Consider the following 20,688-nt stretch of genomic DNA (forward strand, 5'->3'; position numbering starts at 1 on the left):
GCGACCCCCATGTCCCCTCCCACGATGGACCTCGACGCATACCGCGCGCTCGTGTCGCTCGACGTGCCCTTCCGACCGCCCGCGCCAGCTCCGGCGGAGGAGCATCCCGCGCTCATGCGCTCGCTGTGCGCGTGGCTCCGGGAGGATGGCACCGCCCGGCGCCTGCACGCGGAGCTGGGCGAGCATCCTTCGCTGGAGACGGATGAGCGCGCCTGGTTGCGCGCGCTGCTCACGGTTCGTGGGCCTGAACCGCTCCCAGAGGACTTTCACGGGGCCATGGACCGGCTCCTCCAGGCCGAGCGGCGGCGGCGCCCGGACGTGCACCCGGCCGGTCTTCCACGGCTCGGCCTTCCGGGCACTCCCGCGGCCTGGTGCACCGTGTGGCAGGGAGACATCACCACGCTCGCGGTGGATGCCATCGTGAACGCCGCGAACTCCGAGCTGCTGGGCTGCTTCCGTCCCTTCCATCCCTGCATCGACAACGCCATTCACGTGGCTGCGGGCCCCCGGCTGCGCGAGGACTGCGCCCGGCTCATGCGGGCACAGGGCCACCCGGAACACACGGGCCATGCGAAGGCGACCCGCGCGTACAACCTGCCTTCTCGCTACGTGCTGCACACGGTGGGCCCCATCGTGCGCGGCCCCTTGAGCGCGAGACACGAAGAGGCGCTCGCCGCCTGCTACCGGGCCAACCTGGACCTGGCGACGCGACTTCACGGTGTGCGCTCGGTCGCGCTGTGCGCCATCTCCACGGGCGTCTTCGGCTTCCCCAAGGTGCCCGCGGCCCAGGTGGCGCTGCGCACCGTGGGAGCGTGGCTGCGAGAGCAGCCGGGCGCGCTCGACCAGGTGGTCTTCAATGTCTTCGGGGACGAAGACCGGGCGGCCTACGACACGGCACTCCAGGAAGGAGCCCTCGATGCGCTCGCATGAGGGGGCCATGACACAGGCCCGGCGGTGGCTCGAGGAGAGCGGCCGGGTGCTCATCGGTGCGGGGGCTGGCATGTCGGCCAGCGCGGGCATCGACTACGCTGACACGGCGACGTTCGCCCAGCTGTTCCCCGCCTTCGTCCGCATGGGCTTTCGCGCCCAATACCAGCTCATCGGCTATGGGGGCCTCACGCCCGCGCAACACTGGGGTTACTGGTCGACGCATGTGAAGCACGTGCGGTTCGGACAGGACGCGCGCGCCGCGTACGCGGACCTGCGACAACTCGTGAGCGGCAGGGACACGTTCGTGCTCACGTCCAACGTGGACATGCTGTTCCCACGCAATGGTTTCGATGAGGCACGGCTCTTCACGCCCCAGGGAGACTATGCGCGCATGCAGTGCCGCAAGCCTTGCGCGCGGGAGACCTGGCCCACGCGGCCGTTCATCGAGCGGTGCCTCGAGTCGTTGGACCCGGTGACACAGCAGGTGACCGACCCGGAGGCCCTTCCACGGTGTCCCCAGTGCGGAGGCGCCGTCTTCATGAACGTGCGCGTGGACGCGGGCTTCGTGGAGGAGCCCTACATCGAACAGGCACAGCGCTTCCGGCAGTGGGTGGGCCAGGGCTCGGAGGGGCGTCTCCTCGTCATCGAAATCGGAGCCGGTTTCAACACGCCTTCAGTGGTGCGCTGGCGGATGGAACACCTCGTCCACCATCACCTGGATGCCCGGCTGATCCGCATCAACCCCCTGAACCCAGAGCTTCCCGAGGAGCTCACCGGGCGCGCGGTGTCCCTGGAGATGGGTGCAGTGGAGGCGCTCGCCGCGCTCCGAGAAGCCTGAACCTCGGGGCGCGGGCCAGGCCAACAACTCTGCCGGAGCGCATCACCACGCACCCTGAGTCGATTTTCCTGGTCTATCGACCGGGGACCGGGGGAATGCTCCGCGGGTCGTCGCGCGGTCCTTGCTGGATTTCCCAGAGGACAGCGTCTTCCCCCGCAGTCAGAGATACGAGTGTCCATGTTCAAGCAGGTAGCAGCCTTCGCCCTGACCTGTAGCGCGTGGCTGGTCGGATGCGGTTCCGACCCCCAGACCGAGCAGGAGGAGGTCATCTCCAATCTCGTCGAGGCTGGCTTTCCAGCCAATGACATCCAGGTCGCGGATGGCGCCGTGTACGTGGGCGGCGATGCCCGTGTGTCGCTCGCGGCGTCCCGCGAGATGCTCCAGGTTCCCCAGGGGAGCGCGGAGCAGTACCGCTCGAACAACCTCGTCGGTGCGGGCGTGACGAAGATCTGCGTCAACCCTACGGCCCTGTTCAACACCTATCCCGCCATGAGCCAGGGGCTCGACCTGGCCATCGACAACTACAATCAGCTCGGTCTGCGCATCAGCTTCGCGCGCGGCCCGACCACCGGCTGCACCGCGAACATCATCGCGAAGACCAATACCGGCACCAACAACTACTCGGAGTTCCCTTCAGGAGGTCTTCCGAGCTGGATCATCGACATCAGCATCGGGATGAGCTTCTACCCCCTCGACCTGAACGAGCACATCATCACCCACGAACTGGGCCACGCCATCGGCCTCCGCCACTCGGACTACTATGATCGCAGCATCAGCTGCCCCGCCGGCTACGGCGGCTCCGAGGGAGATGAGGGCGTGGGCGTCATCCACATCCCGGGGACGCCGACCACCGCCACCTATAGCGGGGCGATCATGAACTCCTGCGCCAACCTCGACGACACGGGCGAGTGGAGCAGCTCCGACATCACCGCGCTGAATTACCTCTACGGCTTCTAAGGGAGTTCGGACGACGCCTGCGACGGGGAGACCTGTCGCAGGCGGCGGTGGCGCGCCGCGTAGGCATCAGTGAGGCATCCGGCAGTCGTTGGGCGCGGCGATTGAAGGCGAGACCACGCCGGAGCTCAGCCCTGCTTCAGCGCCGCGCTCCTGCAACGAGAGTCTCGACGCGTGATGCGAACGATGACCACACAAAATCGCCTTCTCCTTGCTGTCTACACACCCGCGCTCACGGGTGATAATGGCGGCACGCTGTTGTTCCCCATGCCGGAAGAGACACTGCGGACAGGGGCGTTCGCCTCGGCGGGACTGGGATGGACCATGCGCGCTGAGGTCCTGGTGCTGGCCGTGGTGCTGCTGGCCACGGGATGTGCCTCCGCGCCGCATGCGCGGAGCTTGAGCTACGCGCCGGGTGGGACGTCCGTCCTCTCCGGGACGGAGCAACGGCTGCTGCGTCGCCAGGGCTCACGTGACGATGAGACCACGCCAGGCGCTGGGGGCAGGGAGCGGCGTGATGCACTGACGCGTCATGCAGTCCTCGCGGGCATTGCTGAAGCGAAGGGCTCACTGCGCGGCATCGAAGCCGCGCTCTCCAAGCTGGCGGGCCGTCCTCCGCCCCTCGTGGGATGGAGCCTCAACGGCGTCTTCACCCGCTACCTCGACCACGGCTCCAGTCAGGTGAAGTGGATGAAAGGGGCGCTCGGGAGCGCCACCGCGCTGACACGCGTGGCTTCGGAGGTGGAAGACGCGAGCATGGAGCAGGGCCTCCTGCGCATGGCGGGGCCGAGGCTCCAGGCAGCCCTGTTCGGGACCCTTTTGATGGCTACCTGGGTGGACTTCCTCCACCTGGCGGACGCAGTGCTCCAGAACTGTCCGACGTGCAGTGTCGAGAAGCTCTTCGTCGACCTGCATCGCGTGCAGGATTTGATGGAGCCCGCGCTGGCGGACCTCGCCTCCCAGGACCCGGAGCGGGTGGAGGCGGCGGCGGTCGCGATGCCCGAGTTGATGGGGAAGCTGACCCGTGAGTTCGACTCAATCCATCGGGAGACTCGCGCGAGCATGAAGCTCGGCGGGCAGGTCGTCGCGGCGGTGCGGGCGGTGGAGATGGTCGCCATGATTTCCACGCTGAAGGTGTCGCTGCCACGGCTGCCTCCCTCGGCGCCCGCGTCGCTGGGCGTGGGGCTCGTGATGAGCTCTGGCGGAGTCATGACGGGCTCACGGCTGGTGGTCTCCGCGGAGTGGGTGGAGATGATGCGAAGGCTTGTGAGGGCGGGCATCATCTCCGTCCCCGCCGTCAGCTCCGCCGTCCTCATCCACGGCGGACAGGTGCTGATGGCGCAGGCGTCTCGGGACCTGCCCAAGGGCGTGCGTGAAGCGCTGGGGGACAGCCCCGAAGTGCGCGGCATGCACGAAACCGGCAGAGCGGGGGCGGGCATGTCCGATGCCCCGAAGCACCACGTCTTGCCTCAAGAGCACCGTGAATGGTTTGAGCGGCGCGGCTTCAAGGGCGACATGGACATCGACCAGTTCTGCGTCCGGTTGGAGCGCGCCCACCATGAGGCGATTCACGGTGGCGGGAACTGGCGATTGGGACGCACCTGGCCCGACGAATGGAACCGCATGATCATCAAGGTACTACGCGACGCGGAGGCCGAAACTGGCCAGAGGCTGACACGGAGCGAGATCTTGAAGCTCGTCGCGGGATATCTGAAGGAGTACGACATCCCGATGAACTTCATCTCCGGGAGGAGGCGATGACCGACGGACGTTCGTGGCAGGGGAACTGGAAAGCCCGCCTATACGAGCGCGTCCGCGAACGCGGCTACGACTCGCTGACCGCCTTTGCCGAAGCACGCCCTACCGCATCACTGGTGGCGTTGGCCGGGGAACTTGGGGCGGACGACGTCGCCGGGGTGCAGGTGTTCAGCGGGTTGGTGGCGGAGGCGGAGCAGCGCAAGCAGGTGACACGCTTGGTTCGAGGGCAGTTCGTGCGCGAATTGTTCCAGCATCTTCCAAATGGATGGCCACCCGTGCTGGACGACACAAACCGATTCGATGTTGCCCAGGTGCTCGCCCGTTGGAGTAGCTACACCCCCGAGACTCATGAGGAGCGAGTAAGGCAGGCTAGAGCTTCGCTCCGTGCCAATCCGCCTCCCGCAGGCTGGCGTCCGCTCGGACCTGACGACGAACTTCTCCGCACGCTCTTGCCGGACGAGGAGGCCTGATCGACAGCGGTGGCACCGCCAGTTGAAGAGGCAGGGCGCCTCTTGCGACGTCGCCACTTCGTTCCGCAGAACTTCATTCCAGGGAGAGGACGATGACCGACGGACGATCCTGGAAGGGAAACTGGACGGCCCGCCTATACGAGCGCGTCCGCGAGCGCGGCTACGACTCGCTGACCGCCTTTGCCGAAGCACGCCCTACCGCATCGCTGGTGGCACTGGCCGAGGAGCTTGGACGGGACGACATCGCCGGGGTGCAGGTATTCAGCGGGTTGGTGGCGGAGGCGGAGCGCAGCAAGCAACTCACACGACTGGTGCGCGGACACTTCGTGCGCGAACTGTACGCGTGTCTTCCCAAAGGCTGGCCGTCCGTGCTGGATGACGACGCTCGGTTGGAGGTTGCCATCGCGCTCGGCAATTGGTTTGCCCACACCCCAGAAACCCACAAGGAGCGCGTGGACCGGGCCGGAGATGCACTCCTCGCCCATCCGCCACCGCCGGGCTGGCAACCGCTCGGTCCCGATGACGAACTGCTCCGCACGCTCCTACCTGACGAGGAAGCCTGACCCGCGAGGCGACCCTGCGGGCCGTTGAACGGGCCTCTACCTTGAAGAGAAAACCGTGACAGCCAAGCCCAAGACCCCTCCCGAGACCTACTACGCAGGGGCTTACTGGGGGGCGCGCGAGGAGTCGCCTGAGGAGTGCGCCCAACGCACGGCTGAGTTCCTGACCTTGCTGGCGTCAAGCGATCCCTTCCTCTCTCAGTGGTACCTGCCCACGCGGTCATCCAAGGAGTCGCGTGAGTACCCGCTGATGCCGCCCGATGTGCCGATGCTTACGGAGCAGTTCCGGCTTGGCGTCAACCGCGAGAAAGGAGGCCCTGTCATCGAGAGGCTGGGCTTTGGCTTCTGGTTCGGTAACGGGGGTCGTGATTACGACCGTGCGAGTCTGCGCATCTACAGCGGGGGCTACTCGGAAGCGGGCTCAAACTCCTGCGTGTTGGCGTTGCCCACGCTCGGTCGCAGTCCGAACGCGGAGCGAGTGATTACGGCTCCCGTTCTGACGAAAATCGTGCGCAGCATGGCGCTGGCATGGGAACCCGAATGGGCGGTGGCCATGTCCCATGCGCATCGGGACCTGGAAGATACGGCAGGCAAGGGGGACCTCTGTCTGGGCTGGGTGACCTACCTGTCCCGTCACCGGGGCACGGTGCCGCCACTGCCCGCCCCTGTGCGTATCGAGCTTGTCGAGGACAAGGGCACGTTGATCATCTTGACCCCTGAGCGCTTCACGGCCGCCAACCCCGAGCACATCGCACTGGCGCGACAGGTGCGCGAGCTGTTGGCCCGAGCGGGGCTCATGCAGTCCGCATCCTCTTGAGCGTCACTGGCCCAGTGCTCCAGGGATGGCGCCGCCATATGCCTCGATGTGCCCCTCCCGCATGGAACGAAGGGGCTCGCGCCGGAACTCAGCCCTGCTTCAGCGCCGCGCCAATCTCGGTCCCGAACGGCGCCGTGGGTCGACCGATGAGCCGGCTCAGCGCGCGGCCCGTGTCGTTCAGCTCCTGGGGCGTGGGACGCGACTCAGGCTGAGGGAAAGAGCACCCCTTCGTGAGCATCCGCGATGTTAGCGTGCCCATCCGGGAGGTCACGAATCCTTGCTCCAACCCTTCAGATTGGCTCTTCCCCTGGCGCTCATTGTCACCTGGGGAGCTGCCGCGCAGGCACAGCCGGCCACGAGGACGCGCGTCGAGCGTCAGCGCACCGTGACCATTGCCAGCACGTCCGCCGATCCGCCGCCCATCATCCACGTGGCGGCAGACACGCCGACGGTGTTCCTCTTCTCTGCTCCGATCCAGAAGAAGACCCTGACCTTCGATGAGTCCCGGATCCGCCTCCTGGATGCGGGCGAGCGCTCCATCATCATTCAGCCTGTGGCCAATCTGGGTGACGGTGAACGTCTGGAGATTGGAGTCTTCTTCGAGGATGGCCGAGCGCCCGCACGGGCCGCCTTCGTGCTCATGAACCACCCGGCTGAAGTGGACTCGCGGATCGACGTGCAGCGCCTGGAGCTGCTGAACACGACCTGTCCGCCCGCGGCGCAAGCACCCGCGCCGAGACCGGAAGACTTCGTGCTGCTTGGCTACGTGGACGACAAGGGCATCGCGACGTCCAGCAGAAAGGGCCGGAGGGGGCCTGTACAGGGACTTTCCGTGGAGTCGCTCGTGGCCTTTCGGGGCAAGGGTTGGATTCTGGCGGACGTGAAGATCAAGAATGAGTTGGACCACCCGGACTGGACACCCGGAGAGGCGACGTTCGTGGGACGGCGCGACCTGCCTCTGCGAGCGAGGCTCGTCGCGAAGCAGCCGGGGCCGATTCCTCCTGGTGAGTGGAGGCGGGTCCTGGTGGTCGTGGAAATGCCTGAAACGAAGGCAGACCTTGTCTTGACCCTGGAGGTGCGCGGGGATGGGGGACGTCATCTCATGATTCCAGCCGTACGCTTTCCACAGCCCGCGGAGGTGGCTGTCCAATGAGCGTGACGATGATCAACCTGCCTCCCGGTTCGCTCATTGATGGATGGCAGGTGACCAAGGCACTCGGCGACGGAGGCTTCGCGTTCGTCTTCCTGGGCGAGAAGAACGGCAGGCACCGGGCCATCAAGGTGGCCCAGCACCGGGAGTCCAGCGGCGACCTCAAGCAGACCCATGCCCGGACGCTGCGGGAGTTGACGGCGCTGCTCATGCTGGACCATCCGAACATCGTCCGGCCGCAAGGGCATGGCCTCGCGGAGAGTGGGAACCTCTACCTCGCGCTCGACTACGTGGAGGGCTGGACGCTCGCGGAGTGGGCGGAGCGCAAGCACCCGACGGTTCGCGAAGTCCTCGGCGTCTTCGAGAAGCTCGCCGGTGCGCTGTCGTACATGCACGGCCGGGGCATCTTGCACCGGGACCTGAAGCTGTCCAACGCCCTCATCCGCAAGAGCGACGGCGAGCCCGTCATCATCGACTTCAGTTGCGCGACCTATACGCTCGCCGAAGACCTGACGGACGGGGGCCTCCCTCCAGGCACGGACCGCTACCGCGCGCCCGAGCAGTTCAAGTTCCTGCGCGAGCACAAGGATGAGCGCCGGGCGCGCTACGCCTTCCAGGTCGCCGACGAAATCTTCGCGGTCGGCGTCATGCTCCATGAGCTGCTGACGGACCCGCGACCGACGGAGTTTCGTCCGCGCTTCGACTTGAACAGTCTTGCCCTCCCACCGCCGCCACCCCGCTTGGTGAATGCGCGGGTTCCAGCGGAGTTGAGCGATCTCGTAGAGAACATCCTGGCCCGAGACCCCAAGAAGCGTCCGGTCGATACCGAGGCGCTGCGCCGTGAGCTGGGGGAACTCCGAGCCAGTGGTTCCGCTGAATACGACGTGCCGGTTCATCCGCCCTCGAAACAGCGCCACGGCGAGCCGGCCTCGGAAGCGCTGGAGATGCCCTCCATCCCCCAGTCGCTCCAGCGGCACGTCGCGCGAGTTGACCGCAACCGCGGCCGTGGCCAATGGCGTGGTCTCCTCGCCGGCATCGTTGCGCTCGCCATCGCCGCGCTCCTCTGGCGTTTCGCCGGGGGCCCATTCGAACCACGCGTTCCCGCGGGCCCGATCCATCCCGTCACCTCTTCCGCACCACCCCAGACGACCCCTCCTGCTATGTCCACCCCCACCTCCCCACCTGTGGCCATCCCGGGGCCGTCAATCGCCGCTGCTCCGAAGGAAGGATCCGACTTGAAGACCCGCGCTCCCGAAGCTCCGTCCCAAGGACGCCCACCCCGTATGCCGAAGAAGGCCATCGCCGCCGTTGAGTGCGCGTCGTTGTCGCTCGTCGCGGCGCTGGCGGCGGGATGTCCAGGGGTTCAAATCCGGCCCGAGTCCTTCACCTGCCCGGATGGGGCGGAAGAGGCCATGGAGAAGCAGCTCCACTGGAGTTCCAGCGATCGCTTCATCGTTCAACTCGACGACAGCCAGAAGCTACATGGAGAAGTTTGGCACACCGCCGGCGCGGAGGTGGTGGGGGTGGTCCCGAAAGGCATCAACGACGACCGTCAAGAGGCGGTCGCCCCACCTGGGACACGCTTCTACGGCAAGGCGTACTACCTCTCCGACAAGATGGGCCGTGCGGAGGGGCCCGCGCTCGTCGTCCGGTATGACCGGGTGAAGCTCCCCGGGCAGGCCGATTATCCGATTTGCTTCGTGGTTGAGACCGAAGCCGGGGAGTTCAAGGACGGCAAGGTGGTGGCACGCAACACGGGTGACGGTCGTGTTGTGCACCGCTGGCCCTGAGTGGGCCGGAGTGCCATCCAGCGGGCCCAACTCGCGAGCAGTCCGCCCATGGTGGCGGATGCTCTGCTCCCGATGAACTTCACGCCCGGGAGAAGACGATGAGCGGCGGAGATGCATGGCGGGGCAACATCAAGGCACGCCTGTACGAACGGATCCGCGCGCTCGGCTTCGACTCGCTCACAGCCTTTGCCGATGCGCGTCCCGCTGTCCCGCTGTACGCACTGGCCGACGAGCTTGGCAAAGATGACGTTGCAGCAGTGCAGGTGTTGAGCGGGTTGCTCGCAGAGGCGGAACGGCGCAAGCAGGTCACGCGCTTTGTCCGAGATGTTCTCGTGCGCGAGTTGGCCGAGAGGTTCCCAAAGGGTTGGCCGGACGTGCTGGACGATGCAACCCGTGGAGAGGTTGCGATGGGGCTCGGGTCGTGGTTCGCCTACACCCCAGAAACCCATAAGGAGCGCGTTGACCGGGCCGGCGATACGCTCCTCGCCCATCCGCCACCACCCGGCTGGCAACCGCTCGGTCCCGATGACGAGTTGCTCCGCACGCTCCTTCCCGACGAGGAAGCCTGACCCGCGAGGGAACCTCGCGAGCCAAAGGGCGCCTCAGCGCCGCGCTCCTACAACGGAAGCCTCGACTCACAATCGTCGACACGAGATCGAACGATGACCGCGCAAAATCACCTTCTCCTTTCTGTCCACACACCCGCGCTCACGGGTGACGATGGCGGCACGCGGCTGTTCCCCACACCGGAACGGACGCCGCGGCCAGGGGCGTTCGCATCAATGGACCTGGGGATGAACCATGCGCGCTGACGCTCTGTTGCTGGCCATGGTGCTGCTGGCTACGGGATGTGCCTCCGCGCCGCATGCGCGGAGCCTGAGCTATACGCCGGGTGGGACGTCCGTCCTCTCCGGGACCGAGCAACGGCTGCTACGTCGCCAGGGCTCACGTGACGATGCGACCACGCCAGGCGCTGCTGGGGGCGGGGAGCGGAGCGATGCACTGACGCGTGATGCAGTCCTCGCGAGCATTGCCGAAGTGAAACGCTCATTGGGCGGCGTTGAAGCAGCGCGCTCCAGGCTGGCGGGCCGTCCTCCGCCCCTCGTGGGATGGAGCCTCAACGGCGTCTTCACCCGCTACCTCGACCATGGCTCCAATCAGGTGAAGTGGATGCAGGGGGCGCTCGGGAGCGCCACCGCGCTGACACGCGTGGCTTCGGAGGTAGGGGATGCGAACATGGAGCAGGGCCTGCTGCGCATGACGGGGCCGAAGCTCCAGGCGGCCCTGTTCGGGACCCTGTTGATGGCCACCTGGGTGGACTTCCTCCACCTCACGGATGCCGTGCTCCGGAACTGTCCAACGTGCAGCGTCGAGAAGCTCTTCGTCGACCTGCATCGCGTGCAGGAGTTGATGGAGCCCGCGCTGGAGGACCTCGCCTCCCAGGACCCCGAGCGGGTAGAGGCGGCGGCGGTCGCGATGCCCGAGTTGATGGGGAAGCTGACCCGTGAATTCGACTCAATCCAACGGGAGACTCGCGCGAGCATGAAGCTTGGTGGGCAGGTCCTCGCGGCCGTGCGGGCGGTCGAGATGGTCGCCATGATTTCCACATTGAAGGTGTCGCTGCCACGGCTGCCTCCCTCGGCGCCCGCATCGCTGGGGGCGGGCTTCGTGATGAGCTCGGGAGGGGTCATGACGGGCTCACGGCTGGTGGTCTCCGCGGAGTGGGTGGAGATGATGCGAAGGCTGGTGCGGGCAGGCGTCATCTCCGTTCCCGCCGTCAGCTCCGCAGTCCTCATTCACGGCGGACAAGTGCTGATGGCGCAGGCGCCCAACGACCTGCCCAAAGGCGTGCGGGAAGCGCTAGGGGACAGCCCCGAGGTGCGCGGCATGCGCGAAACCGGCAGAGCGGGGGCGGGCATATCCGATGCACCGAAGCACCACGTCCTGCCTCAAGAGCACCGTGAATGGTTCGAACGGCGCGGCTTCACGGGCGACATGGACATCGACCAGTTCTGCGTCCGGATGGAGCGCGCCCATCACGAGGCGATTCACGGTGGAGGAAACTGGAGACAGGGACGCAAATGGCCCGGTGAGTGGAACCGCATGATCATGGAGGTACTGCGCGAGGCCGAGGTTGAGGCTGGACGGATGTTGACGCGGAATGAGATCTTGACGGAAGTCGCGAGGCGTATGCGGGACTATGGACTCCCAATGAGCTTCACTCCTGGGAGAGGACGATGAGCGGCGGAGATGCATGGCGGGGCAACATCAGGGCACGCCTGTACGAACGAGTCCGCGCGCGCGGCTACGACTCGCTGACTACCTTTGCCAATGCGCGCCCCGCAGTCCCGCTGTACGCACTGGCCGACGAGCTTGGCAAAGATGACGTTGCAGCAGTGCAGGTGTTGAGCGGCTTGCTGCACGAGGCGGAACAGCGCAAGCAGGTCACACGCCTTGTTCGAGACGTGTTCGTGCGCGAGCTGTCCGAGCGGTTCCCGAACGGCTGGCCAGAGGTGCTGGACGATGCAATCCGTGGCGAGGTGGCCTTGGCCCTCGGGGCGTGGTCCGCCTACACCCCTGACACACACAAGGAGCGGGTCAGACAGGCCAGGGCTGCACTTCGCTTGTCGCCTCCTCCTGTCGGCTGGCGTCCGCTCGGGCCCGATGACGAACTGCTCCGCACGCTCCTCCCTGACGACGAAGCCTGACCCGCGAAGTGACTTCGCGGGCCAGGGGGCGCCACCCGGAACTCAGCCCTGCTTCAGCGCCGCGCCAATCGCATTCCCGAACGGCGCCGTGGGCCGGCCAATCAACCGGCTCAGCGTGCGGCCCGTGTCGTTCAGCTCCCCTCGAGACAGGCCCGCGTCCGCGTCCGCCAGCGTGTCCGCGAAGGGCTTGGGCACGCCCACCCCCTGGAGCGCCGCGGAGAACTCCGCCACCGGCAGGTCCACGTACTTCACCGGCTTGCCCGACTGGCGCGACAGCTCCGCCACGTACTCCGGCAGCGTGAAGCTCGCGTCACCGGCCAGTTCGTACACCTGGTTCTCGTGGCCCGTGCCCGTCAGCACCGCCACCGCCGCGTCCGCGTACTCCTCACGCGTCGCCGTGGCCACCCGGCCCTCCTTCGCGCTGCCCTGCACCACGCCGTACTGCAGCGCCGGCGCGATGTGCTCCGTGTAGTTCTCCACGTACCAGCCGTTGCGCAGGAACACGTACGGGATGCCTGACGCGCGGATGGCCTCCTCCGTCGCCTTGTGCTCCCCCGCCAGCGACAGGCCGCTCTTGTCCGCGAACAGGATGCTCGTGTAGGCCAGCAACTTCACGCCCGCCTTCTTCGCCGCTTCAATCACCGCCGAGTGCTGCGGGAAGCGCTTCCCCACCTCGTTCGCGGAGATGAGCAGCACCGTGTCCCCCTTGGAGAACGCCCCGTTCAGCGTCTCCGGGTGGTCGTAGTCCACCTTGCGCACCTGCACGCCGCGCGCGGCCCAGGCCTTCGCCTTGTCCGGATTGCGCACCGCCACCGCCACCTGGTTCGCCGGCACCTTCTTCAGCAACCCCTCCACGACGAACTGGCCCAGCTTCCCCGAGGCTCCCGTGACAACGAACATGGCTCCGCCCTTTCCTTCCCGCGCTCCAGGCGCGAAATCGAACTGGGCTTACCGTAACGGGGGTACTCACTTTTCGTAAGTACGCACCTTGTGGTAAGTGTCACGTCATGAAGGCAAGCAAGGGCAGTCCATTGCTGGAGAAGGTGAAGCAGCGCGGAGACCTGTACGCGGCGGCGTGTCCTTCGCGCGGCGTCCTGGAACACGTCACCAGCCAGTGGGGCGTACTGGTGCTCGTCGCGCTCAAGGAGGATGGCACCCACCGCTTCAGTGAGCTGCGCCGCAAGGTGGGCGGGGTGAGCGAGAAGATGCTCGCCCAGACGCTCCAGGCCCTGGAGCAGGACGGCTTCGTGCACCGGGAGGCCCACCCCGTGATTCCTCCCCACGTGGACTACAGCCTCACGCCCCTGGGTGAAGAAGTGGCCGTCCACGTGGAGGCGCTGACCTCCTGGATTGAAGACAACGTGCACCGGGTGATGACCGCCCGGACCAAGGCGCAGCCCCGCAAGAAGGCCTCCTGAGCGGCCCAGGCGGCCCCGCGCCTCCTTGCCCGGATGCTCTCCAACGGGACGAACGGGAGCGAAGGGGACAGGCCCGCGTTAAGACTGCTCCCGTGCCCGCCGACACCCCGCTCAAGGTCCGCATTCTCGATGCCATCCGTGACGTCCCGGCCGCCCAATGGGATGCCCTGGTCGCCGACGGCGCGCCCCCCTTCGTGCGCCACGCGTGGCTGTCCGCCATGGAGGAGAGCGGCAGCGCCACCGAGGACACCGGCTGGGCCCCGCACCACCTGACGCTGTGGCGGGGCAAGAAGCTGGTCGCCGCCGCGCCCGCCTATCTCAAGTTCCACAGCATGGGCGAGTACATCTACGACTTCGGCTGGGCCAACGCCGCCGCCCAGCTGGGCGTGGAGTACTACCCGAAGCTGCTCGTGGGCGGCCCCCTGTCCCCCGCCACCGTGCCGCGCTTCCTCACCGCCCCCGGAGAAGACGCCGCTGCCTTGCGCCGCGCGCTCCTCCAGGCCGCCGTGGAGACCGCCCAGGCGCAGGACTGCTCCGGCGTCCACGTGCTCTACCCCACGGATGAAGAGGCGGACTTCCTGGAGGAGGCCGGGCTCGCGCGCCGCATCACGCTCCAGTTCCATTGGAAGAACCCGGGCTACCAGCGCTACGACGACTACCTGGCCCGCTTCGACTCCAAGCGCCGCAACCAGCTCAAGCGCGAGCGCGCCGCCGCGGCCACCCAGGGCATCCAGCTGCGCACCGTGCGCGGCGCGGACCTGACACCGGAGCACGCCCAGCGCGCGTACACCTTCTACACGTCCACCTGCGAGCGTCACGCCTGGGGCCAGGTGCAGCTCACCCCGGGCTTCTTCGAGCGCGTCTTCCGTGACCTGCCCGACACCGTGGAGATGGTGGAGGCGGTGAAGGACGGGCAGGTCATCGCCGGGGCCTTCAACCTGGCCACGCCGGAGCGGCTCTATGGCCGCTACTGGGGCTGCACGGAAGAGCACCCCTTCCTGCACTTCAACGTCTGCCTGTATCAGTCCGTGGACGACTGCATCCGTTCGGGCCGCAAGGTCTTCGAGCCCGGCGCCGGCGGCGAACACAAGGTGTCTCGCGGCTTCGAGCCCACCGCCGTACACAGCGCCCACCTGATTTTCGACAAGCGCCTGGACAAGGCCGTGCGGAGCTTCCTGCGCATGGAGCACATGCGGCTGGCACCCGCCGTGGAGGAGGCGGAGCGCATCTGCGGCCTCAAGCCGTGGGGAATCCCCGTCCCCGGGTCCACCGGCACCTGAAAAACCTGAACGTCTGTCCGCCAGCCCACCGGCCGGTGGGCATCCGCGCTCGGTTCAAGTTGTGAAATCGGGGTGAACCTCTAGAGTCCGCCCCCATGAAAGTCCCGGAGACAGAGGAAGACTTCATCCAGTGGTACGAAGACTGCTGGGCGGACCGCGACGAGGTGGAGTACCCGAAGCTGTTCGGCGCCATCCGAGAGGAGGTAGACCTCCTGGAGGGCACCGGCGTGCTGGAGGGGTGGCTGGAGAGCGAGCTGGCCCAGGGCACGGAGATGGATCCGAACTGGCTGCCCATGGGCGTGCGCGTGGCGCCTCCCAGTCCAGAGCACCCGTACTGGACCTACGTCACGAGCGGCCTGTCCAACCCCTTCACGGTGGCCCCCGGCGAGGACCTGGCGGACGACGCCCGCAGCGGCCTGGGCTACGAGATGGTCATCCACACGCCCGAGGAGGAGCGCTGGCCGGTGCTGCGCCTCCTGGACATGATGGCCTACAACCTCGTGTGCGCGCGGCTGTTCGCCATGGGCCACCGCTACCCGGTGGACGGCACGCTCACCGGCAGTGAGACGAAGCTCGCCGGCTTCGTGTTCGTGAAGGACGCCAACCGCCCCAGCCACTTCACCCTGCCCAGCGGCCAGGTGGAGCTTCTCACGCTGGTGGGCGTGACGAAGAACGAGATGGCCTTCGCGCGCTCCAACGGCATGGAGAGCCTGCTGAAGCGGCTGGCCGACCCCGCGAACCCGAGCACCGCGTTCATCACGCGCCCGGAGCGCGACGAGGTGAAGCTGTAGCGCCCCCACTCTCGCCGCCGACGCGCTGACCGGCGCGCGGCGGCGAGGACTCCACCAGCGAGTGCAGGAGGCCCGGCTCGAAGGGCTTCTCGATGCGCGGCAGCGGCACGGCCTGGAGGAAGGCGCGGGCGCGCTCCGTGAAGCTGCCGCCCGTCATGAACACGAAGCGCGACAAGAGCTCCGGCCGGCGCCGCGACAGCTCCGCGTGCACGTCCATGCCGGTGAGGTCCGCCATCATCAGGTCGCAGAAGACGCGGTCGAAGGCGTCGTCCTGCTCCAGCAGCGCCAGCGCCTCCCGGCCGCTGTGCGCCACCACCACGTCATGCTGCCGGCCAAGGATGCGCCGGAGCACCGAGGTGAGCTGAGGCTCGTCATCCACCACCAGCACGCGCTTGCGCGAGGGCCCGCCGTCCACGCGCACCGCGGGGACGCCCGGGTGGACGATGGGCTCCGAGACGGGCAGCCGCACCTGGAAGGTGCTGCCCATGCCGGGGATGCTGGTGGCCGTCAGCTCGCCGTGCATGCTGCGCACGAGCCCCAGGCAGATGGACAGCCCCAGGCCGCTGCCCTCCCCCACGGGGCGCGTGGTGAAGAACGGCTCGAAGGCGCGCTGGAGCACCTCCGGCGTCATGCCCAGGCCGGTGTCGGACACCTCCGCCAGCACCCACGCGCCCTCGCGGCGGGTGGTGAGCGTCACGCGGTGCCGTTCGAAGGCGCCGGCGGGGATGGCGTGCGCGGCGTTGATGAGCAGGTGGAGGAACACCTGCCCCAGGCGCGCCTCGTGGGCCAGCGCGGGCGGCACCTGGCCGAAGTGGCGCTCCACCTGGGCGCGGCTGCGCAGGTGGGTCATGGCCATGGAGATGCCGAACTCCAGCGACGCGTGCACGTCCACCGGCCCCAGGCGCAGCTCGTCCGCGCGGGCGAAGGTCTGCAGGTCGCGCACGATGACGCGGATCCGCTCCGCGCCCTCCTTCGCCTCGCGCAGCGCCTCCAGCGCCTCGCCCAACACGTCCTGGAGCCCCGGACGGCGGGCGAGCGGCGTGAGCTGCTCCACCGCGAACTGGAGGTTGCCGGCGACGTAGGACAGGGGGTTGTTGATTTCGTGGCCCACGCCCGCGGCCAGCTGGCCCGCCATGGCCAGCTTCTCCGACTGCACCAGCCGCTCGCGCGCGGCCATCAGCTCGTGCGTGCGGCGCTGGGCCAGGGCCTCCGCCTCCAGGCGGCCGGAGTGCTCGCGGGCGAGCAGCGCGTCGCGCTCCGCCTGCACGCGCTTCTTGTCGGTGATGTCGCGCGCGTAGGTGGAGATGTTGCGGCCGCTGGACCAGGCGTGCACCTCGTGCCAGCGGTCCCTGCCGGTGCGCAGCTCGAAGAGGCGGTAGCTCTCCTCGGCGGCCACCTCGCGCATCGTGCGCTCGAACGGGGTGCCGCACAGCTCCGGGCACGCATCCCACAGCACGCGGCGGAAGAGCTCTTCCTGGGAGCGGCCGGTCAGCGCGGCCGCGTTGCGGTTCACGTAGGTGAGGCGCCAGTCCGTGTCCACGGTGAAGAAGGCGTCCGGCATGCTCTCCAGCACGTCGCGCACCCAGTCCAGCGTCTCGCGCAGCCCCTCCTCCACCCGCTGGGCGCTGGTGATGTCACGAAGGCGCAACAGCACCCCGTCCCGCAGCGGCACCGCCGTGCCCTGCAGCAGCACCTCCCCTTCGGTGAAGTGGTCCGCGTGCGGCCGGCCGGACTCCACCACCTGGCGCAACAGGTCCATGCGCCCGGCGATGCCCCCCTTCGAGGACACCTCGCCCAGGCGCCGGCCACGCAGGTACTCCGGCCCCCGGCCCAGCGCGCGCGCCGCGGCGGGGTTCGCCCAGAGCCACTCGAAGTCCTGGATGACTCCGCCCGGTGAGCGCACGGCGCGCAGCACCATGCACGCCTCCGGGTGTTCGCGCTCGGCCTCCTCCAACGCGGCCAGGAGCGCATCCGGGAGCGGGAGGGCCACGGTCGTATCGGTCGCGGACATCCGCCTCCTCGCGGCCCAGGCACTGCCCAACCCCCGGGAAGCCCGCATGTCGCCACGAATCGCACGGCCGCTCAAGCCAGCCCCAGTCTTCGTATCTTTCTTAACCTTCTCGAATTACAGACACGTGAGAGTAAAAACCGGAAGGAATGGAAAGACTCCCCTCTGGACCGGAACGTCGGCCAGACTCATGCCTGCCCATGCGCCCTACCCTCATCACGCACGTCTCGTTCGAAGCCCTGCACCTGTCCCTGACGGAGCCGTTCGCCATCGCCACCGGCGCGCAGCTGGCGGCGGAGAATGTTCTGGTGCGCGTGACGCTCGCGGACGGCACCGTGGGGTTGGGCGAGGCGGCGCCCTTCACGGCGGTAAGCGGGGAGACGCAAGCCAGCACGCTCGCTTCGTTGGAGCCGGTGCGTGAGCTGCTCGTGGGCCGCGACGCCCAGGAGTGGCGGCCGGCGTCGGAGGCGCTGGGGGATGCGCTGACGCTGGCGCCGGCCGCGCGGTGTGGCGTGGAGATCGCGCTCCTGGACGCGCTCACGCGGCACCACCGCATCCCGATGTACGCCTTCTTCGGCGGGGCGGGGACGTCGCTGGACATCGACATGACGGTCACCGCCGGAGACGTGGCGCACGCGGTGGCGTCGACGCGGGCCATCCTGGGGCGCGGCATCGACACGGTGAAGGTGAAGGTCGGCGCGTTGGACCCGGACACGGACGCGGCGCGGCTCGTGGCCATCCACCAGGAGGCCCCGAAGGCGCGGCTCATCGCGGACGCGAACGGGGGCTACGACGTGGCGGAGGCGCTGGCGTTCCTCAAGGAACTGGAGCGCGCGGAGGTGCCGCTGTCGCTGTTCGAGCAGCCGGTGGCCGACGTCGCGGGGCTCGCGGAGGTGACGCACCGCTCGAAGGTGTCGATATGCGCGGACGAGTCGGCACGCTCGGTGAAGGACGTGCTGCGGCTCATCCGTGAGAACGCGTGCCACGGCATCAACATCAAGACGATGAAGTGCGGGATGGTGGATGCGGTGACGATGTGGAGCCTCGCCCGCGCGGCGGGGTTGGAGCTGATGGTGGGCGGCATGGTGGAGAGCGTGCTCGCGATGACCGCGTCCGCACACCTAGCGGCGGGGCTGGGCGGCTTCAGCTACGCGGACCTGGACACGCCGCTGTTCATCGCGAACCACCCGTTCCAGGGTGGCGGTCAGTACTCGGGCTCACGGCTGACGTTGGACCCGAACGCGCTGGGGCACGGCGTCACGCTGCGCTGAGGCCTTCAGCCCTTCACCAGGGAGGAGGCCACGTTCAGCGCCTTCTCCTTCTGCGGATCCGCACCGGCCGCGTACGGCAGCGCGTCCGGGACCTCCACGTCCACCGGGACGCCCACGCCCTCCAGCCGCTCTCCGTCCACCGTCACGTCCATGACGGCGAGGTAGAGCAGGTCCCCGTTGGCCAGCTTCTGCGGTCCGCCGCCCAGCACCGCGCCCGCGGTGCGCTGGCCCACGAGCGTCGCCAGCCGGTGGCGCTTCATCGTGAAGGCCACCAGCTCCTTTCCGCTGCGTGAGTTGCCGTTGACGAGCAGCACCACCGGCTTGCGCCAGGACGGCGCGAAGGCGTGTGTCTTGCCATCGCGGCCGGTGCTGATGAGCCGGGGGACCTGGGGGTTGAAGAGGTTGACGAAGGAGGGATTGCAGCCGCCCCAGCCATCGCGGAAGTCGACGACGAGCGCGTCCGCGTCCGCGAAGGCGTCCTGGAGCGCCTCCTCCAGGGCCTGCTGGTACTCCTCGCCGGTGCACGCGTAGACATGCTGGTAGGCGACGCGGCGGCCCTGGCGCTCCACGACCTGCCCGCTGGCCTTCTGGAACGCGAGCCACTCCTGGCGCGGGTTCACGCGGTGGGGCGTGACGGTGAGCGACAGGGGTTCAGCGCCCTTCACGCGCTCCACGGTGAGGCGCGTGGGCCTGCCCGCGCGGGTGGTGAAGGCATGCCAGGGATGGAAGGGTTTGCCCTCCACGGTGACGAGCCGGTCTCCGCGCAGGAGGCCCGCCTTCGCGCTGGGGCCGTCCGTGAAGACGTGGCGGACGAAGAAGCCGTCCGGGGTCTCCACCACGTCCACGCCGATGCCGGTGGCCTCCACCTTCTTCTGCTTGAGGAAGGCCTGGAAGATGGCGGACACCTCCGCGTGGCCGGGGCTCTGCTTCGGGTAGTAGGCCGTGTGTGAGGCCTTCAGCTCCGCGAGCGCCGCGTTGGTGCGCCGGGTGAAGTCCTCCACGTCCTTCGCATCGGCGGCGTAGCCCTGGTGCGCGTCGGCCCAGGCGGTGCCCTTCGCCGCGTCGAGGAAGCGGGTTCGCACGAGGGTGACGATTTCATCGCCCTGCTTCGCATAGGGGGCCGTCGCCGCCTGGACGCTGCCCGCGAGGAACAGCCCTACTCCCCACCACCGCGCTGTCCGGACCGCCATGCGTGCCCCTCCCGGAAAGGACTTCACGATTCTTCACAGGGCCGTGGCCCAGAGGGAAGGAAAGGCGTTCTGGCGCCGTGCGGCGTGGCGAACGCGGCGGGCGCGGTTAGGGATGAGGGGCTCATGTTGGATGCGCCCTCGTCATCGCCCAGGCTCGTGCTCGTGTCGGAGGACCCCTTGGCCCGGGGTGCGCTCGCACGGGCGCTGAGCGACCAGGCGGAGACCTGGACGGTGGTGGCGGCGGGCACGCAGGTGGAGCTGGAGGCGGCACGGGGCGAGCCGCCCGACGTCGTGCTCTGGGATACGGGCCTGCGGCTGGAGGAAGGCGCGGCGCCGGACCTGGGCGCGCCGGTGCTGGCGCTGGTGGCGGACGAAGCGGCGGGCGAGCTGGCGCTGGGCGCGGGTGCGAAGGGCCTGCTGTTCCGCGACGTGGCCTCGGGGATGCTGGGAGCCGCGCTGCACGCGGTCGCAAGGGGCCTCACGGTGTTCGAGCCGGACCTGTCCCACGTGCGCGCCGCGCCCAGGAGCACGGCGCCGTCAGGAGCCCCGGGGCCGGACACGCTGACTCCGCGCGAGCGCGAGGTGCTGGGGCTTCTGGCGGAGGGCCTGTCGAACAAGGCCATCGCGGACCGGCTGGACATCAGCGAGCACACCGCCAAGTTCCACGTGAACGCGGTGCTGGCCAAGCTGGGTGTGCAGCGCCGCACGGAGGCGGTGGTGCGCGCGGCGCGGATGGGGCTGGTGACGCTCTAGCG

At 68.2% G+C, this 20,688-nt stretch carries 21 protein-coding genes; 17 read left to right on the forward strand and 4 right to left on the reverse strand.

What is annotated here, in order from left to right:
* Positions 1–9: 9 nt before the first annotated feature.
* The 7 genes from D7Y04_RS26115 (at position 10) to D7Y04_RS26145 (ending at position 6,327) form a co-directional block, all read left to right on the forward strand.
* Positions 10–930 (forward strand): protein-ADP-ribose hydrolase, encoded by a 921-nt coding sequence (locus D7Y04_RS26115; protein WP_120595470.1) that lies wholly within the window; start codon positions 10–12, stop codon positions 928–930.
* Between the two features lie 7 nt (positions 931–937).
* Complete coding sequence (locus tag D7Y04_RS26120) at positions 938–1,768, forward strand: NAD-dependent protein deacetylase of SIR2 family (protein ID WP_233601583.1); 831 nt, start codon at positions 938–940, stop codon at positions 1,766–1,768.
* A gap of 177 nt (positions 1,769–1,945) precedes the next feature.
* Positions 1,946–2,725, forward strand: a complete 780-nt coding sequence (locus D7Y04_RS26125) for a M57 family metalloprotease (RefSeq protein WP_121761029.1) — start codon at positions 1,946–1,948, stop codon at positions 2,723–2,725.
* A 321-nt stretch (positions 2,726–3,046) separates the two neighbouring features.
* Positions 3,047–4,483, forward strand: coding sequence for a DUF2380 domain-containing protein (locus D7Y04_RS26130; protein ID WP_120595479.1), 1,437 nt, complete (start codon positions 3,047–3,049; stop codon positions 4,481–4,483).
* Positions 4,480–4,950, forward strand: coding sequence for an NUDIX hydrolase (locus D7Y04_RS26135; protein WP_120595472.1), 471 nt, complete (start codon positions 4,480–4,482; stop codon positions 4,948–4,950). The genes D7Y04_RS26130 and D7Y04_RS26135 overlap by 4 nt, the downstream gene beginning before the upstream one ends.
* A gap of 92 nt (positions 4,951–5,042) precedes the next feature.
* Complete coding sequence (locus D7Y04_RS26140; RefSeq protein ID WP_120595473.1) at positions 5,043–5,513, forward strand: NUDIX hydrolase; 471 nt, start codon at positions 5,043–5,045, stop codon at positions 5,511–5,513.
* Positions 5,514–5,568: 55 nt separating this feature from the next.
* The gene (locus tag D7Y04_RS26145) at positions 5,569–6,327 is read left to right on the forward strand and encodes an immunity 52 family protein (protein ID WP_120595474.1); all 759 of its coding nucleotides are present in this window, start codon (positions 5,569–5,571) and stop codon (positions 6,325–6,327) included.
* Positions 6,328–6,415: 88 nt separating this feature from the next.
* On the opposite strand, the gene D7Y04_RS45200 is transcribed toward D7Y04_RS26145, so the two are convergent.
* Positions 6,416–6,598, reverse strand: coding sequence for a hypothetical protein (locus D7Y04_RS45200; RefSeq protein WP_199749730.1), 183 nt, complete (start codon positions 6,596–6,598; stop codon positions 6,416–6,418).
* Between the two features lie 6 nt (positions 6,599–6,604).
* Here D7Y04_RS45200 and D7Y04_RS26155 point away from each other — a divergent pair, with 6 nt between their 5' ends.
* The 5 genes from D7Y04_RS26155 to D7Y04_RS26175 all read left to right on the forward strand — a co-directional run bounded on the left by D7Y04_RS26155 (position 6,605) and on the right by D7Y04_RS26175 (position 11,975).
* Positions 6,605–7,480, forward strand: coding sequence for a DUF2381 family protein (locus D7Y04_RS26155; protein ID WP_121761030.1), 876 nt, complete (start codon positions 6,605–6,607; stop codon positions 7,478–7,480).
* The gene (locus tag D7Y04_RS26160; RefSeq protein WP_121761031.1) at positions 7,477–9,267 is read left to right on the forward strand and encodes a serine/threonine protein kinase; all 1,791 of its coding nucleotides are present in this window, start codon (positions 7,477–7,479) and stop codon (positions 9,265–9,267) included. Before D7Y04_RS26155 ends, D7Y04_RS26160 begins: the two co-directional genes overlap by 4 nt.
* 98 nt (positions 9,268–9,365) lie before the next feature.
* Complete coding sequence (locus D7Y04_RS26165; RefSeq protein ID WP_121761032.1) at positions 9,366–9,836, forward strand: NUDIX hydrolase; 471 nt, start codon at positions 9,366–9,368, stop codon at positions 9,834–9,836.
* A 232-nt stretch (positions 9,837–10,068) separates the two neighbouring features.
* Positions 10,069–11,508 (forward strand): DUF2380 domain-containing protein, encoded by a 1,440-nt coding sequence (locus D7Y04_RS26170; protein WP_121761033.1) that lies wholly within the window; start codon positions 10,069–10,071, stop codon positions 11,506–11,508.
* On the forward strand, positions 11,505–11,975 hold the full coding sequence (locus tag D7Y04_RS26175; protein ID WP_121761034.1) for an NUDIX hydrolase: 471 nt from the start codon (positions 11,505–11,507) through the stop codon (positions 11,973–11,975). The genes D7Y04_RS26170 and D7Y04_RS26175 overlap by 4 nt, the downstream gene beginning before the upstream one ends.
* 42 nt (positions 11,976–12,017) lie before the next feature.
* On the opposite strand, the gene D7Y04_RS26180 is transcribed toward D7Y04_RS26175, so the two are convergent.
* Positions 12,018–12,875, reverse strand: a complete 858-nt coding sequence (locus tag D7Y04_RS26180) for an SDR family oxidoreductase (protein ID WP_121761035.1) — start codon at positions 12,873–12,875, stop codon at positions 12,018–12,020.
* Between the two features lie 107 nt (positions 12,876–12,982).
* On the opposite strand from D7Y04_RS26180, the gene D7Y04_RS26185 reads away from it, so the two are divergent.
* The 3 genes from D7Y04_RS26185 to D7Y04_RS26195 all read left to right on the forward strand — a co-directional run bounded on the left by D7Y04_RS26185 (position 12,983) and on the right by D7Y04_RS26195 (position 15,464).
* Entirely contained in the window at positions 12,983–13,393 is a 411-nt protein-coding gene (locus D7Y04_RS26185) for a helix-turn-helix domain-containing protein (protein ID WP_120597620.1), read from the forward strand.
* Positions 13,394–13,485: 92 nt separating this feature from the next.
* Positions 13,486–14,673, forward strand: coding sequence for a GNAT family N-acetyltransferase (locus D7Y04_RS26190; protein ID WP_121761036.1), 1,188 nt, complete (start codon positions 13,486–13,488; stop codon positions 14,671–14,673).
* A gap of 95 nt (positions 14,674–14,768) precedes the next feature.
* Positions 14,769–15,464, forward strand: coding sequence for a suppressor of fused domain protein (locus tag D7Y04_RS26195; protein ID WP_120597618.1), 696 nt, complete (start codon positions 14,769–14,771; stop codon positions 15,462–15,464).
* Here D7Y04_RS26195 and D7Y04_RS26200 read toward each other — a convergent pair.
* On the reverse strand, positions 15,430–17,475 hold the full coding sequence (locus tag D7Y04_RS26200) for a PAS domain-containing protein (protein ID WP_233601584.1): 2,046 nt from the start codon (positions 17,473–17,475) through the stop codon (positions 15,430–15,432). The genes D7Y04_RS26195 and D7Y04_RS26200 overlap by 35 nt on opposite strands.
* A gap of 197 nt (positions 17,476–17,672) precedes the next feature.
* Here D7Y04_RS26200 and D7Y04_RS26205 point away from each other — a divergent pair, with 197 nt between their 5' ends.
* On the forward strand, positions 17,673–18,743 hold the full coding sequence (locus tag D7Y04_RS26205; protein ID WP_120579163.1) for a dipeptide epimerase: 1,071 nt from the start codon (positions 17,673–17,675) through the stop codon (positions 18,741–18,743).
* 5 nt (positions 18,744–18,748) lie between these two features.
* Here D7Y04_RS26205 and D7Y04_RS26210 read toward each other — a convergent pair whose 3' ends face one another.
* A complete protein-coding gene (locus D7Y04_RS26210; protein WP_121761037.1) occupies positions 18,749–19,933 on the reverse strand; it encodes a S41 family peptidase in 1,185 nt (394 codons plus the stop codon).
* Between the two features lie 123 nt (positions 19,934–20,056).
* On the opposite strand from D7Y04_RS26210, the gene D7Y04_RS26215 reads away from it, so the two are divergent.
* Entirely contained in the window at positions 20,057–20,686 is a 630-nt protein-coding gene (locus tag D7Y04_RS26215) for a response regulator transcription factor (RefSeq protein WP_120597616.1), read from the forward strand.
* Positions 20,687–20,688: the final 2 nt, after the last annotated feature.

The sequence above is a fragment of the Corallococcus sp. AB038B genome, assembly GCF_003668955.1.
In the GTDB taxonomy this organism is placed as follows: Bacteria; Myxococcota; Myxococcia; order Myxococcales; family Myxococcaceae; genus Corallococcus; species Corallococcus exiguus.

What these genes read in the sequence shown, in the direction of transcription:
- D7Y04_RS26210 (WP_121761037.1), bottom strand. Translation starts at nt 19,933, where the DNA reads ATGGCGGTCCGGACAGCGCGGTGGTGGGGAGTAGGGCTGTTCCTCGCG.
- D7Y04_RS26180 (WP_121761035.1), bottom strand. Translation starts at nt 12,875, where the DNA reads ATGTTCGTTGTCACGGGAGCCTCGGGGAAGCTGGGCCAGTTCGTCGTG.
- D7Y04_RS26160 (WP_121761031.1), top strand. Translation starts at nt 7,477, where the DNA reads ATGAGCGTGACGATGATCAACCTGCCTCCCGGTTCGCTCATTGATGGA.
- D7Y04_RS26140 (WP_120595473.1), top strand. Translation starts at nt 5,043, where the DNA reads ATGACCGACGGACGATCCTGGAAGGGAAACTGGACGGCCCGCCTATAC.
- D7Y04_RS26200 (WP_233601584.1), bottom strand. Translation starts at nt 17,475, where the DNA reads ATGTCCGCGACCGATACGACCGTGGCCCTCCCGCTCCCGGATGCGCTC.
- D7Y04_RS26215 (WP_120597616.1), top strand. Translation starts at nt 20,057, where the DNA reads ATGTTGGATGCGCCCTCGTCATCGCCCAGGCTCGTGCTCGTGTCGGAG.
- D7Y04_RS26205 (WP_120579163.1), top strand. Translation starts at nt 17,673, where the DNA reads ATGCGCCCTACCCTCATCACGCACGTCTCGTTCGAAGCCCTGCACCTG.
- D7Y04_RS26115 (WP_120595470.1), top strand. Translation starts at nt 10, where the DNA reads ATGTCCCCTCCCACGATGGACCTCGACGCATACCGCGCGCTCGTGTCG.
- D7Y04_RS26135 (WP_120595472.1), top strand. Translation starts at nt 4,480, where the DNA reads ATGACCGACGGACGTTCGTGGCAGGGGAACTGGAAAGCCCGCCTATAC.
- D7Y04_RS26120 (WP_233601583.1), top strand. Translation starts at nt 938, where the DNA reads ATGACACAGGCCCGGCGGTGGCTCGAGGAGAGCGGCCGGGTGCTCATC.
- D7Y04_RS26165 (WP_121761032.1), top strand. Translation starts at nt 9,366, where the DNA reads ATGAGCGGCGGAGATGCATGGCGGGGCAACATCAAGGCACGCCTGTAC.
- D7Y04_RS26125 (WP_121761029.1), top strand. Translation starts at nt 1,946, where the DNA reads ATGTTCAAGCAGGTAGCAGCCTTCGCCCTGACCTGTAGCGCGTGGCTG.
- D7Y04_RS26130 (WP_120595479.1), top strand. Translation starts at nt 3,047, where the DNA reads ATGCGCGCTGAGGTCCTGGTGCTGGCCGTGGTGCTGCTGGCCACGGGA.
- D7Y04_RS26175 (WP_121761034.1), top strand. Translation starts at nt 11,505, where the DNA reads ATGAGCGGCGGAGATGCATGGCGGGGCAACATCAGGGCACGCCTGTAC.
- D7Y04_RS26170 (WP_121761033.1), top strand. Translation starts at nt 10,069, where the DNA reads ATGCGCGCTGACGCTCTGTTGCTGGCCATGGTGCTGCTGGCTACGGGA.
- D7Y04_RS26195 (WP_120597618.1), top strand. Translation starts at nt 14,769, where the DNA reads ATGAAAGTCCCGGAGACAGAGGAAGACTTCATCCAGTGGTACGAAGAC.
- D7Y04_RS26185 (WP_120597620.1), top strand. Translation starts at nt 12,983, where the DNA reads ATGAAGGCAAGCAAGGGCAGTCCATTGCTGGAGAAGGTGAAGCAGCGC.